General features: G+C 46.5%; 1 protein-coding gene. It reads right to left on the bottom strand.

Annotation, left to right across the window (positions count from 1 at the left end; translation table 11 throughout):
- Positions 1-82: 82 nt before the first annotated feature.
- Positions 83-19,162, bottom strand: a complete 19,080-nt coding sequence (bacC, locus tag MHH76_RS12790) for a bacitracin non-ribosomal peptide synthetase BacC (protein WP_154059223.1) — start codon at positions 19,160-19,162, stop codon at positions 83-85.
- Positions 19,163-19,196 lie beyond the last annotated feature (34 nt).

Raw genomic sequence — 19,196 nt, forward strand, 5'->3', positions numbered from 1 at the left:
TTCCTCTCTTTTCTTTGCCTTTCATTATAACAGAGACTTGATAAGGCAAACAAAAGGCACCCTGAAAAGGATGCCGTTTTGTTCATATTTTGACAGTCTTATTGATGATATCATGGATCAATCTTGCATTTCTTTCAAGAATGTCGGGATGGGACTTGGAGATCATTTGCATATGGGTTCCGGCTCCTTGAACGACTGTAAAGGTTTTGGACGTCGCTTTTTCCCACATCATCATATTTTCACCCCGCTGATTGTCGCTTGACTTGATATAGCTGATATGTCCGTCAATTGCGCCGGTTGTGACCGTGTTTTGTATATAGACATAAGACTTCATCACCAAGTCCACTAAATAGTCGCTCAATAATTTCTCTACGTCGCGGTATTTCTCAAGTTCAAATGTTTTGGATATCTCTTCTCTGTATTCCTCCTCTGTGAACTGATGTTTCTCGGCTTTTGTCCGATATTTTGAATCGATGATGATCAAATCCTCGACTTCATATCCTTGCCGGTTCAATTCTTTCGCCACATCAAATGCCAGGATTCCGCCGGATGAATAGCCGATTAATGTGTATGGCCCTTCACCTTGAATGTTTTTAATGATATCCGCGTATTTTCGAATCCTGTTTGCGGATGGAATGAAGTTGAAGCTGTACACCGAATGCTGCTTTAGATGTTTGGCCAAGCCCATGTAGGCAATGCCCATCGACGCGGCCGGCGGGAAGCAGAACAGGTTTTTGCCGCCTTCTTCCGCCCTGGTCAGCTGCATGCAATCATCTGTGTAGTCTTTCAGCAGGTCTTGTGCATGCTTCAGAAAATCAGACAGCTCTTTAATGGTCGGCTTGGAGAAAATGTCCTTAAACGGAACTCTGAAGCCAAGCTCTGCATATAGCCTAGAGACAAATGACATGACGTTTAAAGAATTCGCCCCGATATCGAATATGTTGGCGTTGATGCCAATCTGTTCGATATTCAGGATGTCTTCCCAAATGGCGGCCATTTTTTCTTCAAGTTCGTGTCTTGGAGGCTCGTATTCCAGTAAAGCGCCCGCGCTTCGATCTGGCTCTGGAAGGGCCTTCAAGTCGACTTTTCCGTTTGGTGTCAGCGGCAGCTCATCAAGCTTCAGCAAATAGGACGGCACCATATATTCCGGAAGCTCCTTCGCCAAAAACGTTTTGATGTCTTTCTGTGTGATGTCTCTTTCGGAAACGACGTATGCGCAAAGAACTTGATCGTTGTTTTGATCTGTTTTGGCGGCAACCGCCGCTTCTTTTATATCGCTGTGCCTTAACAATTGATGCTCGATTTCGCCAAGTTCGATCCGGTAGCCCCGAATCTTGACTTGGTGATCGATCCGGCCCAGATACTCAATATGTCCATCCGGCCTCATCTTCGCAAGATCTCCTGTGCGATACATTCTTTCACCCGGTAAAAACGGATTTGGCAGGAATTTTTCAGACGTCAGCTCCGGTTTGTTCAAATAGCCTTTTGCGACTCCGTCTCCGCTGATATACAGCTCTCCGGCAATTCCGACCGGCTGCACTTCCTGACGCTCATCCAAAATATAGAGCTGGACATTGGAGGCCGGCTTGCCGATCGGGACAGAAACTTGGCGGTCCCATCCGGCATCATATTGATAGATCATACAGCCGACAACCGTTTCGGTCGGACCGTATTCATTGTAGATTTCAATGTTGTGATGAAATCTCTCCGTGATTTCTTTGGCCAGTTCCGTTTTTAAATCTTCCCCGCCGACGATCAGGCGTTTGATGCTTGATCCGCTGGCATCCATGTCTTTGACAAGGCTTAAATGAGACGGGGTTAATTTGACAATCCCGGCTTTTTGGTCTCTGAACACTTTTCGAATCAGCGGTTCTCCGTCCTCGCTATGCCGATACACAATCACCCGATTGCCTGAGATTAACGGCGTAAATATCGATGTCACCGTTAAATCAAAGGCAATGGATGAGTAGAGGGCAAAATCGAGCTGTTCGCCTTGGACATATACACGGTCAGCCCAGGTAATATAGTTGACCAGCCCTCTTTGCCTGATCATCACCCCTTTTGGTTTGCCTGTAGAACCTGACGTGTAGATGATATATGCAAGGCTGTCGGCGTTACCCGCCGGTTCCAGATTGTCAGCCGGATAACTGCTGAAATCTCCGGTTAATTCGACGGCTTCTTGATGAAGTGTGCCCAAGTCCTGCTTGTGATCCGCAAGGATGATGGCCGCGCCGCTGTCTTCAAGCATATACTTGATCCTTTCTTCCGGATAATCGGGATCAATCGGCAAATAGGCTCCTCCGGCTTTCAAAATCCCCATGATTCCGACCACCATTTCCGGTGAGCGTTCTGCCATGATGGCGACAATCGTATCCGCTTTGACCCCTTTGTCCCTGAGGTATCTGGCAAGCTGATTTGATTTTTCATTGAGCTCACGGTATGTCAGTTTGTCATTTCCTGAGACAACCGCAGCAAGCTCAGGGGTTTTTTCGGCTTGTTCCTCAAACAGCCGGTGAATCGTCTGATTCGGATATTCCGCTTTCGTGTCATTCCATTCGTACAACAGCCTGTTTCTTTCAGCTTCGGAAAGGACTGTGATATCGTTTAATGACTGATCTTCATGTTGGACGACCTGTTCCATCACTTGTTGAAGGTGTCCTTTGATACCGGCGATGATGTGGTCATGATAGATATTTCCGTCATAAGTCAATTTGATGACCAAACGTTCGCCCGGGACTGCCACAATATTAAATCCGTAATTTGTTTGTTCTTCGGCGTGAATTTCTTCAAAGACAAAACCGGCACCGCGTTTGCCGCTTGTCTCAAATGCACTCTGATCAACCGCGTAATTTTCGAAAATCAGGATATGATCCAGCAGCTCTCTTTTTAATTCACTGAGCGACTGTACTTCCGACAAATTCATGTCATGATATGTCCTGCCTTCCAAAGCCTGTTCCTGAACGCTTTTGATGAGTTCCTTAAAGCTTTGGCTTTTGTCCAGTCTAATTCTCGTCGGTACAGTGTTGATGAATAATCCGACCATTTTTTCAATTCCGGTTACTTGTGCATCCCTTCCGGAAATGACTGTACCGAATACGACATCATCCGTTTGATTGTATCTTGCCAAAAGCATTCCCCAAATGCATTGTAAAACGGTATGGAAGGTGACATTGTTACGGCTGGCAAGTTCTGTGATCCGGCCGGTCAATTGTTCCGGGAATTCGATGACGGCCTCTTTTCGCTTATATTTCGCATGTCCGGAAGAACCCGCCAAAACCGAAATCGGCGATTTTTCGGTAAAGCCTGATAAATAGTTTCTCCAGTACGCTTTTGCAGCTTCTTTATCCTGTTGCTGTAGCCACCCGATATAATCGCTGTACGGTCTTGCCTCTTCAAGCCGGTGTTTTTGCCTGGCTTCTTTCATATGATACATGTGGAACAGCTCTCCCATAATGATTCCCCGGGACCAGCCGTCAAGCAGAATATGGTGGTTTGTCCATATGAACGTATAACTGTCATCCCCGGTTCTCATCAGCGCGGCTCTGATCAATGGTTCGCTGTTTAAGCGAAAACCTTTCTCCCGATCTGCTTTGCGATACGCTTGAATCACTTGCTCTCGTTCCGCCGGACTCTGCTTTCGCAAGTCATGATAGTCAAGATTGATCTTTCTGTCCTTGATGATCACATTCCTTGGTTCATCCGTTATTTCATACTCAATAGAGGCCCTTAGAATCTCGTGTCTTTCCATGATGTCATTGAAGGTTTCTGCAAATAGACGCTCATCGATCAAACCTTTCATATTGATGGCCATTTGTTCAAAGTACGCCTGTGATTCCTTGTCTTCGAGCGCGTGGAACAGCATGCCCCTTTGCATGTTGGCAAGCGGATAGATTTTTTCGATTTCCATCCCTTTATATTTCAGTTTGATTTCCTCAAGCTGATCTAAGCTGATGCCTTTGTCTCCGTAATCGGACGGCGTTTTTTCCGTCTCTTCTCGTTCCGCGCAGTGGCGAATGACCGCTTTAAGAGCTTCTTTATAGTTTTGAGCAAAAGCTCTGACGACGTCTTCACTGTACGCTCTTGTGTTATAGGTCGTTTGAATGGCCAGTTTTCCCCTGAAGACCACCGCATTGATTTCGAGCGGATGTTCTCTTGTGATGCCCTTTCCGGCTGCTTCTCCCGGCGAGAGATGTGATGAAGAAAATTCTCCGCTGTTGATGTCTTCATCAAGCTGCCCCAAGTAATTGAACAGGATTGGAGATGCTGCGCCTTTAGCGATCTCACTGTCCCGAGTAAGATACTTTAAAATTCCGTAGCCGATGCCTTTGTTCGGCACGTTTCGCAAGTGCTCTTTCACCATTTTAATCGTTCTGGACATGTCTGTTTCTTGTCCCAGATCGATGAATACCGGGTATTTCGAGGTAAACCATCCGACCGTTCTGCTGATGTCGATGCCATCAGCCACCTGTTCTCTTCCATGCCCCTCCAGCGTGATTCTTAATTGATTTTGCCCGTTCATATCCCTTGCCGCCACCAGAAGCGCTGTGATCAGAATATCGTTGATTTCGGTATGATAAGCTCGGTTTGTTTCTCTTAAAAGCCGCTTCGTCTCCTCTTTTTCGAGTTCCGTGCTGAATGTCCGGCTGTCCTCAACTTTGAAGGCTCCGGCATTTTCATTCATATCCAGGAATTCGACGCCCTCAGCTATAGCCTTCAGCCAATACTGTTTTTCACTAAGCAGTTTGACGGATTTTGCATATTCCGCTATGTGCCGCGCATATGCTTGGTAGGAAGCCGTTTTCGGATAAAATTCGACTTTTTCTCCATTCGCTAGCTGGCTGTACCCGATCGCCAAATCTTCAAATAATATTCTCCAGGAGATCCCGTCGACCACAAGGTGATGGATGATGATCAGCAGGTGATCCCCATTATTCGTTTTGAAGAGCGCCAGTTTGACCAAAGGGCCGGTTTCAATATCGATGCTTTGCTGAAGCTCCGTGGCCAATTGGTACACTTTCTGAGGCTGGTCGTTTTCGCTCGAGACATCATAGACAAATAGGTCAAACAGCTGTTTGTCCGGTCCCCGGTTGTACTGAATGATCTTTCCGTCTTCTTCTGTAAACACCGTCCGGAGTGCATCGTGATGTTTGATGATTTCTTTGAACACACGTTTGACGATGCTCTCGTCGAATCCGTTTTTCCGATAAAGCATAACCGCATGGTTGTAATGGTTCCTGTCCGTTTTGTTCAACGAGAAATACTCTTGTTGAATCGGGGTCAAGAGAACCTCGCCCTCTACCGTTTCATATGATGCTGATTTATCAGATTCGGCTTTGACATATCGGCTCAAAGACTTGATTTGCGGATTTGCAAACAGATCTTTCATTTCTAGTGACAGGCCTTCTCTTGATAATCTTGAGATCATTTGCAGCGCTTTGATGGAATCGCCGCCTGCTGCAAAAAAGTGATGAGTGATCCCGATCTTGTCAATGCCAAGTACTTCTTCCCATATTTGAACAAGCTTTTCTTCCGTCTCGTTCCGCGGCGGTTCGTATTCCGTCTCTTTTCCCGGCTGCGGTTCAGGCAATGCGGCCGTATCGATCTTTCCGTTGGCTGAAAGCGGCATCTTCTCAATTTGGACAAATGAAGACGGAATCATATATTCTGGAAGCTCATGCATCAGATACGTCCTGATGTCCTCGAACGGCAATTCGGCGTCTGCTGTGAAATAGGCGCACAGCTGTTTTGCACCTTTATGGTCTTCCCTTGCAGCAATAAAGGCTTCCTTGATATCATCATGAGCCAACAGCCTGTTTTTGATTTCTTCCGGTTCTATTCTGTAGCCCCTTACCTTCACTTGGGTATCTATCCGGCCTGCAAGTTCGATATTTCCATCGCTCAGCCTTCTGGCGAGATCCCCTGTCCTGTACATTTTTGTATGCGGTGCAAACGGGTTTTCGATGAATTTTTCTTTCGTTTCATCCGGTCTGTTGACATAGCCTCCTGTCACTCCGGCTCCTGCGATGCAGAGCTCTCCGTACACACCTTCCGGAAGCAGCTTCATGTTTTCGTCCAGCACATATGCATTCGTATTATGAATCGGGGTGCCGATCACCGGACATTCTTTGAAAGAATCGAGGTGTTCCGGGTCGATCACTTTAAAGACTGAGCCGATTGTCGTTTCCGTCGGGCCATAATGATTCATGACTACATGATCCGGATATTGGTTGTAAAATGTCTCAACATCCCTTGTATTGATCATCTCCCCGCCCAAGACGACCAGCCTGAGAGTGGCGCAAGGTTTTTCGGCGGAAAAGCCCGGATCATTGACAAAAATGTTAAACAGAGACGGCGTCAGTTTGATATAGGTGATGCCGTTTTCTTTGATATACTTTAAAGCCCGGTGCGCATTTGTATAGCATTCTTTTCGTGCGATATGCAGTTCGCTTCCGCTTAACAGTGCCGAAAAGATGCTCGTATAGCCCAAATCGAACGCATATGAGGACACAAGCATGGCTTTGTCGTTTTCTGTAAGACCAGCTTCCTTCATAAACCATGTTGTATAATTCACCACATTCCCGTGTCTGACAAATACGCCTTTCGGCTTTCCGGTGGAGCCTGATGTGTATATAATATATGCATTCTGATCGGCTGAACCCGATGCAGACAGGTTTGACGCGACCTTCGCATCAATCAAACCGTCGGCAACATTGACGATTTCTCCAGCGAACGCGACGTTTTCTTTGACAGAGCCTTTGACAAGCAATATTGCGGCTCTGCTGTCACTTAAAATCTCATTCGTCCGTTTGGCCAATTGCTCCGGCTCGATCGGCACGTAAGCGGCTCCGGCTTTCAGTACCGCCAGCATGGAAATGATCATCTCAAGCGATGGTTCAATCATGATCGCCACAGGCTGATCGGCGTCTGCTCCTTTGTCTCTCAAAAGCCGCGCCAATTGGTTTGCTCTTTCGTTCAGTTCCCTGTACGTCAGCTTTTCATCCGCATAGACCACCGCTGTTTGCTCCGGCGTTTTGTCAGCCTGCTGCTCAAACAGCTGATGAACCGTTTGATCTTGAGGATAATCGGCTTGTTTTCCTTGATTTTGATCCAAGAGCGCGTTCATTTCTTCATCTGACAGCATGTTGACGTCGCTCAACGGCATGTGCGGATCGTTTGCCGCTTCCTTTAAAATATTGATCAAATGGCCCGCCATTCTTTCAATCGTCGATCGCTTAAACAATTTTGTACTGTAGTTGAAAACACATTGAATGCCTTCATTTGTCTCAGCGGCTGTCAGCGTCAAATCAAATTTTGAGATGTTCACCTCGGTTTGGAGCGGCTGGAAGGTCAAGCCGTCGATGTCCGCTTCATCGCCGTCGAAGTTTTGCAGAACAAGCATGGTATCAAACAGCGGGTGTCTGCTCATATCCCGTTTGACATCAAGTTTTTCAACCAGTTCATCAAATGGATAGTCTTGATTTTCATAAGCTTTCAGCGCCGTTTCTTTCACTTCTTTTAAATAGTCGGCAAATGGCATGTCTCCTTTTGGATGGTTCCTCATCGCCAGCGTGTTGATAAACAGTCCGATGACATGTTTCAAATCGCTGTGATGCCTTCCCGCGATCGGTGAGCCGACAACGATATCCTCCTGGCCTGTATACTTCGCCAAGAGCGTTGTATATCCCGCCAAAAGCAACATATACATCGTCGCGCCGTTCTCTTTCGCCAGTTTGTTCAGCATGGCGGACGTTTCGCCGTCTATTTCAAACTGAACGATATCTCCTTCAATCGAACGCTTTTGCGGACGTTTTTCATCCGCCGGCAAATTCAGCACCGGCACTTCACCTTGAAAAACGTTGAGCCAGTAGTCTTCCTGGCGTTTAACCTCATCTTTTTGATAAAAAAGTTTTTGCCATTCTGAAAAGTCTTTGTACTGAATCGTTAACGGCGGCAATGTTTTCCCCTCATACAACTCGGCCAGCTCTCTTGTGAAAATGGCCATGGATACCCCGTCTGAAATAATATGGTGCATGTCGAGCATCAGTACATGTTCATCGCCACTCGCTTTTAATACTTCCGCTCTTAAAAGCGGCGCTTTTTCCAAAGCAAACGGCTTGATGAACGCTTTGATTTTTTCTTCTAACGGGTCCTGCCCGAGTCGCCCGTACTTCACTTTAAAATCAACTTCTTTTTCGATTTTTTGTACAGGTTCGCCGTCAACCATCACAAAGGCCGTCCTCAAGGCTTCATGTCTTTCTATCAATTGCCGAAAAGCATCCTCGAACCGGTCGACATCAAAATCTCCTGCAATTTTCATGGCGAAAGGCATGTTGTAAGAGAGGCCGCCTGGTTCGATTTGATTAAGGATATACAGCCTTCTTTGTGCGGATGACAATGCGTAATACTCTTTCTCTTCCGCCTGTGTGATGGACGCATACGGGCTTTCTTTCATGGATTCGATAAAATCACCGATGTCTTTAATTGTCGGTGTTTCGAATAGTTGTCTTAAAGGGACTTCAATCTTCATTTCTTTATGCAATTTTGCAGTCAATGCCGCAGCTTTTAAGGAATGGCCGCCAAGTTCAAAGAAATTGTGGCTGATTCCGATGTTTTCGATCCCTAAAACGTCCTCCCAGATTGAGACAAGCTTTTCCTCTGTGCGGTTCCTCGGTGCTTCGTACGTCGCTTCACTGATTGTGCTGCTAGGTTCAGGGAGCGCTTTTCTGTCGATTTTGCCGTTTGCCGTAAGCGGCAATTGATCAAGCTTGACAAAGTATGACGGCACCATGTAATCCGGCAGTTCCTTTAACAAGCATTTTCTGACGTCTGCAACGCCTGCCGCTTTGTCCGCGACGATATATGCGCATAGGTATTTGCCGCCGGCTTGATCTTCCCGCGCCATGACTGCTGCCGCGTCAATGCCTTCGATTTTCAGCAATTGGTTTTCGATTTCGCCCAGTTCGATTCTGAATCCGCGGATTTTGACTTGGTGGTCGATTCTTCCTAAATATTCGATTTGACCATCAGGCAAAAATCTTGCGAGATCCCCCGTCCGGTACATGCTTTCCCCTGGAGCAAACGGGTTTGGAACAAATTTTTCAAGCGTGAGGTCTGGTCTGTTTAAGTATCCGCGGGCAAGGCCTTCCCCGCTCAGACAAAGTTCACCGGGCGTGCCCAACGGCAGCAGCTGCTGGTTGTGATTTAAAATATAAACCTTGTGGTTGCTGATCGGCCGGCCGATGACGACTTTTTCGTCATCTTTTCGCAGCTCGCCCCGCGTTGAGCAAACGCTGTTTTCCGTCGGTCCGTATTCATTAAACAATTTGACGTTCGGCAGCTTTTCAAAATGCTGCCGGATCAGACTTTCATTGAAGCCTTCCCCTGCGACCGTGACAAATCTTAAATCGTCTAAAGGCTGCTCAATCGTGTCGAGCAGGTTTAGATAAAAGCTCGGAACGGCCAGCAAGTTTGTCGCTTTATGCGTTCGCAGCACGCCGATGATCTCACGCGGATTCATCCGTAAATCTCTAATTAAAACCAGCTTCGCCCCAGATATAAGCGTCGTGAAAATATCTTCAACAGAACTGTCGAAAGAAAAGGACGGCACTTGAAGCGTGGCATCGGCTGTACTGTAGCCATACGATTGTTTCCTCCAATAAAGCGTATTGACAATTGATTGATGGTTGACCATGACACCCTTCGGCTTTCCGGTCGAACCTGAAGTATAGATGACATAAGCCATGTCGGAAGAGCCGCTCGTGTGCCCTAAGTTCTCTGCGGCCATGTCTTTTGCCAGCCCTTTTTCGTTCATATCGATACAGGTGAAATCAACGTCAATCTGTTTGTCCGCCTTTTTCAGCAGGATGCTGATGCCGCTGTCTTCGATCATGTACCTGATCCGGTCTTCCGGATATTCGGGATCGATCGGCAAGTATGCGCCTCCGGCTTTCAGCACCGCCAGCATTCCGACGATCATCTCCACAGAACGTTCCGCCATAACGCCGACGATCATGTCAGGTTTGACGCCTTTTTCCCTTAACAGTCCCGCCAGCTGATTTGACCTTTCATTCAATGCTTTGTAAGAAAGCTCCTCCTTTTCAAATACAACCGCAGTATGCCCAGGCGTCCGTTCCGCCTGTTCTTCAAATAATTGATGGATCGTTTTATTCCTTGGATAATCTGCGTTTGTCCGGTTGAACTCATATAGGAGCGTCTTTCTTTCTTCCTCCGCCAGCATGTCAATCTCTGCAATTTTCCGGTTCTCATTTGCCGTCACTTGCTCAGCGACCCTTTTGATATGACCTTCGATATTGTTGATGATATCCCTGTCATAGACATTGCCGTCATATGTCAAAACAAGTGTGAGCTCTTCGCCTGGAGTCACCGACATGCTAAAGCTGTAATTGCTTTGTTCGGCAGCGCTGATCTCATTCACCTTAAAGCCTGTCTTCATTTGACTCTCTTCAAAGTCCTGTTCATCAGCTTCATAGTTTTCAAATACGAGAATATGATCGATCAGATCTTTCTTTAAGCTGCTCAAAGCCTGGACTTCAGCGAGATTCATATAGTTGTAGCGGTTGCTTTGAATCGCATCTTCCTGAACCTTTTGCAAACAATCGTTAAAACGCGCCTGCTCATTGAATCTGATTCTTGTCGGGATGGTGTTGATAAACAGACCGATCATGTCTTCGATTCCGTCTACGTTTGCTTCCCTGCCAGATACGACCGTTCCAAACACGACATCATCGATCTTGTTGTATCTCGTTAGCATCAGGCCCCAAATCGTTTGAATTACCGTATGAAGCGTAACGCTGTTTTTGGCAGCGAGCTCCTTCAATTGTTTTGTCAACTGTTTTGACAAATGGATGACCTTCTCCCGGCGGTCATAGCGGCTGCTTTTTTTGCGTTTTGTTAATGTAGGCAGCTGCGCCTGTTCCTCATACCCTTTCAAATATTCGCGCCAATATTGACGGGCCTCTTCCTGATCCTGTCTTTCAAGCCACTTGATATAATCGCTGTACGGCTTCGTCTCCTTTAATGGACTGGCTTTGCCGTTCATCCGGTTTTCATAGATGACAAACAGCTCGCGCATGATGATGCCAAGGCACCAGCCATCGAGTAAAATATGGTGATGGCTCCAGACAAGCCGGTACGAGCGCTCCGCCGTTTTCAGCAAATAAGCCCTCATCAGTACATCTTTGCTTAAATCAAAGCCTTTTTTTCGATCTTCATTGAGCAATCTTTCAATGAACATTTCCTGTTGCTGGGCGGAGCTTTTCGCGATATTGAAATAGGTGAAATCGATGCTGCGGTTTTCGATGATGATCTGCCTCGGTTCTTCAACGATTTCATATTCATAAGAGGCCCTTAAGATTTCATGCCGTTTCATGATGTCATTAAAGCTTGCCTCAAGAATCGCCGGATCGACATATCCTTCAATATCCATGACCGTCTGCTGAAAATATGCATCTGAGGTATGATCCTCGATGGCATGGAACAGCATACCTTTTTGCATGTTGGCGAGCGGATAGATTTTTTCAATGGCGCTTCTGTATTTTCCTTTGATTTCTTCAAGTTCGGCTAAACTGATATTTGTATCTCCATAATCGGACGGCGTTCGTTCGCTTTCCGTCTGTTGCGTGCAGTGCTTAATGATTTGTTCCAGGCGTTCTTTTAATTGATGATTCAGCCGGCTGATCGTATCTTTTTCGTATTCCATTTGATTAAAGGTTGTATGAATCACCAGCTCATGATTCATCACGATGGCGTTGATTTCGATAGAATGACTTCTCGCAATTTTTCCGCCGATGCTTTCCCCTTCGGAAAAGCTGGAGCCGGAAAATTCGCCGCGGTTCATGTCGGCATCGATCTCGCCTAAATAGTTAAATGAAATCCGGGCTTTTTCTTCGTTGGTGAAATCCGGGTCTTCAGCCATATACTTTAATAGCCCGTAGCCGATTCCTTTATTCGGTATTTTTCTCAACGTTTCTTTGACCATTTTGATCTGTTGGGAGAGGGCTTTTTCTTCTCCTGCATCAAGAAGCACCGGATACATCGTCGTAAACCAGCCGATTGTTCTCGTGATGTCAACGCCTTCTAAAATATCTTCCCTGCCGTGGCCTTCCATCATGACCTTCAGTTTGTTTTCACCTGTGATGTCCCTTGCTCCGGTCAGTAATGCCGTTAACAAAATATCGTTGATTTCGGTATTGTAGGCTCTGTTCGTGTTTCGCAAAAGGTCCGCTGTTGCCTCTTTGCCGAGCTTGATGCTCAACGTCGTGCTGTTTTCGTATACATCTTCCTTTAATACGTTCTTTGGCGGAATAAACCGGACACGAGCCTTGGCAATGTTCCGCCAATACTCGGCTTCCTTCGATAATGTTCGGCTGTGGGCGTATGCTTTTAACCTGCGGGCGAATTCTTGATAGGAATCCGTTTTGTAGCCGATCTCGAGCGTTTGCCCCTTTAATGCCTGACTGTACAATGTTTCGAAGTCCTCAAACAGAATTCTCCACGATACACCGTCGACGACAAGGTGATGGATTACAATGAGCAGGTGGTCGCCCTCATCAGCCCGGAAGATGCCGAGATGAACAAGTTTTCCTTTTCTAATCGATGATAGTTTTTGAATGCTCGTCGCCAGCTCATATACCTTTTCCGCTTGACGATCAAGACCTCTTACATCATAAACATCCAGGTCGAACAGATCTTCCCGAAAGCTTCTGTTGTACTGAATGAAGTCCCCGCCTTTTTCTTCATAGATCATCCTTAACGCGTCGTGCTGCTCCATTATTTTATTGAAAGCCTTTTTGACACAGCTTTCGTCAAATCCGCCCTTTCTGAAGAGCACAAATGACTGGTTAAAGTGATCCAGTTCTTCTTTGTTATTAGCAAAATACCATTTTTGGATCGGAGTGAGTTCTGCATGTCCCGTGACGATTGTATTGGCATTTTTCCTCTGTGATTGTTTTTTAACATATTTGGCAAGATCCTTGATTCTCGGATTGGCGAACAAATCCTTCATTTCAAGCTTCAGGCCAAGCCTGGACAGCCTTGAGACGATTTGCAACGCCTTGATCGAATCTCCTCCTGCTGCAAAGAAGTGATGGCTGATACCGATGTCTCCGGCACCGAGAACATCCCTCCAGATGTCAACGAGCTTAGCTTCTGTGTCATTCCGCGGCGCTTCGTATACCGCTCCTGTGGCGACATGTCTGTCAGGTGCAGGAAGGGCTTTTCGATCGACTTTATCGTTTGATGTGAGCGGCAGCTTATCAAGTCTGACAAAATAAGCCGGAATCATATAGTGAGGAAGCTCTTTTTCGAGCCATTCACTGATCTCGGTTGATGTCCAGTCTTCTTTGGAGACGATATAAGCGCACAAATAATCGCTGTGGTCATCGTCCTTCCTGGCTATAACCGCCGCTTCGTCGATTTTGTCAAGCTTGAGCAATTGATTCTCAATTTCCCCCAGTTCAATCCGGTATCCGCGAATTTTCACCTGATGGTCTATTCTTCCTAAAAACTCGAGATGTCCATCAGGCAGCCATCTGGCCAGATCACCCGTCCGGTACAATCTTTCCCCTGATGCAAACGGATGTGAAATAAACTTTTCGGCTGTCAGTTCCGGCCGGTTTAAATACCCGCGCGCAAGGCTCATTCCGCCGACGCACAGCTCTCCAACAACGCCTGTCGGCACAGGCTTCTGGTTTTGATCCAATACATATACGTTTGTATTGGCAATCGGACTGCCGATATGAGGACGACCGGATCCTTCGTAAATCCCCGCCGTTGCACAGACCGTCGTTTCCGTCGGTCCGTAGGCATTGATAAACAGCCGATTTCCGGACCATCTTTTTGCGAGTTCTTCGCTGCAGGCAGAGCCCGCGGAAACGATTACTTTGAGGTTTTCCAATCCGGATTCATCCAACACATTCAGTACGGTCGGCGGCAAGGTCGCATGAGTGATGTTATACTGCCTTAGAAAGCTTGTTAACGGCTGCCCCGGCATCATTTCCTCCTGCCGTCCCAACACTAAAGCCGACCCGGCTGCCAGCGCCGGAAAGATTTCAAATGCTGACGCATCAAATGATAGTGAAGCAAATTGAATCACTCTGCTGCCCGTGTTTAAATGCATCAATTTGACAACCGCTGAAACGAGATTGCTCAGCCCTTTTTGTTCGATTAAGACGCCCTTCGGTTTTCCTGTGGACCCTGAAGTATAGATGATGTAAGCCAAATCCCCGCTGCGGCTGACAGGCTCCAATTGAGCCGCATCCTGTGCGGCAATTTGCTTGTCGTGAATATCAATGTTGATCATGTCGGCCTCTTTGATAAAGGCCCGTTTTTTGATGAGCGCCTCTTCCGACAGAAGAAACTTTGTTTGGCTGTCGCCCAGGATGTATTTGATCCTGTCTTCAGGATATGCCGGATCAAGCGGCAGGTACGCGCCTCCGGCCTTCAAAATTCCCAGAAGGCCGATGATCATCTCGGGAGAGCGGTCCACCATGATGCCGACGGCTGTGTCCGGTTGAACCCCTTTTTCTCTTAAAAACCGGGCCAGCTGATTTGACCTCTCATGCAATTGTCGATATGTCAGCGTTTGATCTTCAAACACGACCGCGGTTTTGTCAGGCGATGTCTCCGCCCGCTCCGCAAACAGCTGGCAAATGGTTTTGTCTGTTGGAGCATCCGTTTTCGTATCATTAAACCGATATAGCAATGTGTTTTTTTCGTCTTCTGACATGGCCTCTATTTGATCAAGCCGCTTGTCCGTCCGTTTGGAAATGTCTTCTAAAACACGGACGAAATGCGCCGCCATCCTTTCGACCGTTTCTCTTTTAAACAGCTTTGTACAGTATTCCAAATCAAATTCTATCTTCGAGTCTTTTTCGATTGCCGATAAAGTAAGGTCAAATTTTGAAATATGGATGTCGCTTTCAAACGGTTCAAATGTGAGCCCTTCTATTTCAGCATCCGCTTTTTCCAGGTTTTGCAGGACAAACATCGTATCAAACAGCGGATTTCTGCTCATGTCGCGTTCAAGGTCAAGCTGTTCGACAAGATCATCAAATTGATAATCTTGGTTTTCATATGCCTTCAGCGCCGTCTCTTTTACATCTTGCAAATATTCAGCGAATGTCTTGTCGCCTTTCGGATGATTTCTCATCGCCAGCGTATTGACAAACATCCCGATCACATGTTTCAGCTCGTGATGTTTTCTTCCTTGAATCGGCGTTCCGATAATCACATCTTCCTGTCCGCTATATGTTCGAAGCAAAACCGTATACGCCGCCAGAAGAAGCATATACATGGTGGCTCCATTGTCTTTGGCGATCCGCTTGAGCTTCTTCGTCAATTCGCCGTCGATTGCAAAACCGATTCTATCGCCTTCAACACTGTGCATTTGCGGCCTCGGGTAATCCGTCGGCATGTTGAGGACTGGAATCTCGCCTTTGAAAATATTGAGCCAGTACTCTTTTTGCCTTTTCATCTCATCTTTTTGATAAAAATCCCTTTGCCATTCTGAATAGTCTTTATATTGGAGGCTGAGCGGCTTCAGTTCTTTTCCGCCGTACAAATCGCAAATTTCTTTTGTCAAAACCCCCATCGATGCACCGTCTGAAATGATATGGTGCATATCAAACAGAATGATATGTTCCTCGTCATCAACCTTGACCACCTCTGTTCTAAAAAGCGGGGCCTTTTTTAAATCAAACGGTCTGACAAATTGTTTGATGATCTCCTGAATCGATAGAGACTCTATTTTGCTGCATTTGATGCTGAAATCTACTTCTTTTTCAATCTTTTGAACAGGCTCTCCATCCGCCATCAAGAAGGACGTTCTAAGCGCTTCATGTCTTTGAATGATGGTTTTCAATGCGTTCTCAAACCTGCGGATATCGAAGCGGCCCTTGACTTTCATAGTAAAGGGGATGTTATAGGACAATCCGCTCCCTTCGATTTGATCTAAAATGTATAGTCTTTTTTGTGCGGATGAAAGACGATAGTATTCTTTTTCTTCCACTTTTTGAATAGATGAATAGACACTATCTTTTGTCGATCTGATATATTCTCCCAATCCTTTGATTGTCGGCGTTTTAAAGATTTGCCCAAGAGGGATTTCCGCTTTCAGCTCCTTGCGGATTCTTGCCGCCATTGCAGCCGCTTTGAGAGAATGTCCCCCCATCTCGAAGAAATGATCGTTGATACCCGATTTTTCCACCTTTAAAATATCCCGCCAAATTGCTGCCAGCTTTTCTTCCGTTTCATTTCGCGGCGCTTCATATTCGTTTTCCGCCCCCGCCGTTCTGTCCGGCTCAGGCAGGGCTTTTCTGTCCACTTTCCCGTTTTTGGTGAGCGGCAGCTTGTCCATTTTCACGAAATAGGCGGGGATCATATATTCCGGAAGCTTTTCACCTAAAAATCCTTTCAGCTCATCAAGAGAAATCTCGCGATTTGCCGTGATATAGGCGCAAATGTACGGGCGGCTCTCTTCGTCTTCCCTGACGGTGACGATTGTCTCATTGATGTCTTCATGCATCTCCAGCCGGCTTTCGATTTCGCCAAGTTCGATCCTGAAGCCGCGGATTTTCACCTGGTGGTCGATTCGGCCGATGAATTCGATGTTGCCGTCAGGCAGCCATTTCGCTAAATCGCCCGTCTTGTACAGCCTTTCTCCCGGAATGAACGGATGCGGGATGAATTTTTCCGCCGTCAGTTCCTCGCGGTTTAAATATCCTTTGCTTAAGCCATCGCCTGCGATGCACAGCTCTCCGGGAACCCCGATCGGCAGGAGCTTGCCGGCTTCATCCATGATCAAGACCGACGTATTCGCCAGCGGGCTGCCGATCGGAATCGTTTCCGCCTCATCGTCTATCTCGTTGATGAAATAATATGTCGCATATACCGTGCTTTCTGTCGGGCCGTAAACATGAATCAATTTATCCCGGCCGACATGATTCAGCACTTTTCTTACATGCGGTATCGACGCTCTTTCCCCGCCGAAGAGGATTTTTCGCAGCTTGGCAAGGCAGCCGATATTGATGTCGGCGAGCGTATTGAACAGCGCCGTGGTAATGAACATCACACTGACTTGTTCTTTTTTTATCACTTCGGCCAGCTCATGTGTATTCAAGACCGTCTCTTTTTCGATCAGGACGAGTGAGGCTCCGTTTAATAAAGCGCCGAAGATGTCGAACACCGATCCGTCAAACGAATAATTGGACAGTTGGAGGATGGCGTCATCTTCTGTGATGTCGATATAATTGGTGTTTTTAACGACTCTTGCCGCACTGTAATGCGGGGTGACAACGCCTTTTGGCATTCCCGTAGATCCTGATGTGTAGATGATATAGGCGGTATCGCCGGAATCATTGACAGAACTGAGCCGTTCTTTACTGAATCCGTCCGCCACTCCTTTATCCAGATGAATGATGTCAGCCTCACAGTCAATTCCATCTGCCGCTTTTCCTTGCGCAAGCAGCACCCCGGCTTTCGTGTCGCTGAGCATGAAGGCTATTCTGTGTTTAGGCGTTTCAGGGTCAATTGGCAGATAAGCGCCGCCCGCTTTTAAAATCCCGATGATGCCGATGATCATCTCGAAGGAGCGGTCCGCGATGATCGCGGCAATCGAGCCTCTGCCGATCCCTTTTTCTCTGAGGAGCCTCGCGGTTTGGTTTGCTTTCTCATTCAGCTCTCTGTAGGTCATGCGCTGAGCACCGAACACAAGAGCCGTATGGTCAGGCGTCTTCATGGCCTGTTCTTCAAAGAGCTCATGAAGCGGCTTGTCTTTCGGGTAACCCGTTTTTGTATCGTTGAATGTGTCTAAAATCCTGTGTTGTTCTTCTTTTGACACAAGGTTGATGTCTCTTAATGTTTGTGTCTCATCTTCCGCCACTTGTTCTGCGACGGTAATGATATGCTTTTCTAATGTTTCGATGATGGTGGTGTCATATACATTTTCATCATAGATGAAGAGCAGTTTTAATTGATCGTCAAGAGCTGCGGAAATGCTGAAATGGTAATTGGTCTGTTCTTCCCCGCTGACATTCACCATTTCAAAACCTACATCATTTTTTTCTTCAAACGCTTTTTGGTCAACGGCATAGTTTTCAAAGACCATGACATGGTCGATCAAATCATTTTTCAACTCGCTTAGCGCTTGAACCTCCGCTAAATTCATATAATTGTAGCGGCTGCTTTCCAAAGCGTCGGCTTGGGTTTGGCGCAGAACATCTTTAAAAAGCTTGTCTTTGTCCAGCCTGATTCTGGTCGGGATGGTGTTGATGAAGACGCCGACCATTGTTTCTATACCTTCCACTTCGGCATCTCTGCCGGAAACAACGGTTCCGAACACCACATCCTCGCTGTTGTTGTATTTCGCCAAAATCACGCCCCAAATGCTTTGCAGCACGGTATTGATCGTTACATGATTCCGGTTGGCCAATTTAATCAGGCGATTTGTCAATTCTTTGGAACATTCAATCGTTTTCTCTCTTCTTTTAAACCCCGTCTCAGAAGGTGTGCGGAGCTTTGGAAGCGAATTTTTTTGATCATAGCCGCTCAAATAGCTCTCCCAATAGCTCTGAGCTTCTTCTTTATCCTGATCCTCCAGCCATTTGATGTAATCGCTGTACGGCCTCGGGTCTTCCAATTGATGATTTTGGCCTTTCCGCTTCATTTCATATATCGTCAACAGCTCATCCAGGATGATGCCAAGGCACCATCCGTCAAGCAATATGTGATGATACGTCCAGACAAATTGATACGAATCGTCAGACATTCTGATGAGACAGGCTCTCATCAACGTATCTTTGGCTAGGTCAAAACCCTTTTGTCTATCTTCTGCCAAATATCTTTCCAAAACGCCGTCTTGATCATGCCGGCCTCGTATATCAAGATAGTCAAACTTCATGTGCCGATCTTTGATAATGACGTGCAGCGGCTCATCCAATCTATGATGAAATGATGCTCTTAGGATCTCATGCCTTTTCATGACTTCATTTAGGCTTTCTTCAAACATCCGCTCATCCACATCACCTTTTAATTCAATGATGAACTGCTCAAAATATGCGTGTGACGCTTCGTCTTTCATGGCATGAAACAGCATTCCTTTTTGCATGTTTGATAACGGATATATTTTCTCAACTTTTGTTTTCATATCGTCATCTCATCTCCTAGAATTCCTTTTGTTT

Origin of the sequence: Bacillus sp. FSL L8-0193 (assembly GCF_037976065.1) — a bacterium.
Classification (GTDB): domain Bacteria; phylum Bacillota; class Bacilli; order Bacillales; family Bacillaceae; genus Bacillus; species Bacillus paralicheniformis.

Bases quoted from the DNA above. Each gene is read 5' to 3' on its own strand.
- bacC (WP_154059223.1), bottom strand. From the start codon at position 19,162: ATGAAAACAAAAGTTGAGAAAATATATCCGTTATCAAACATGCAAAAA.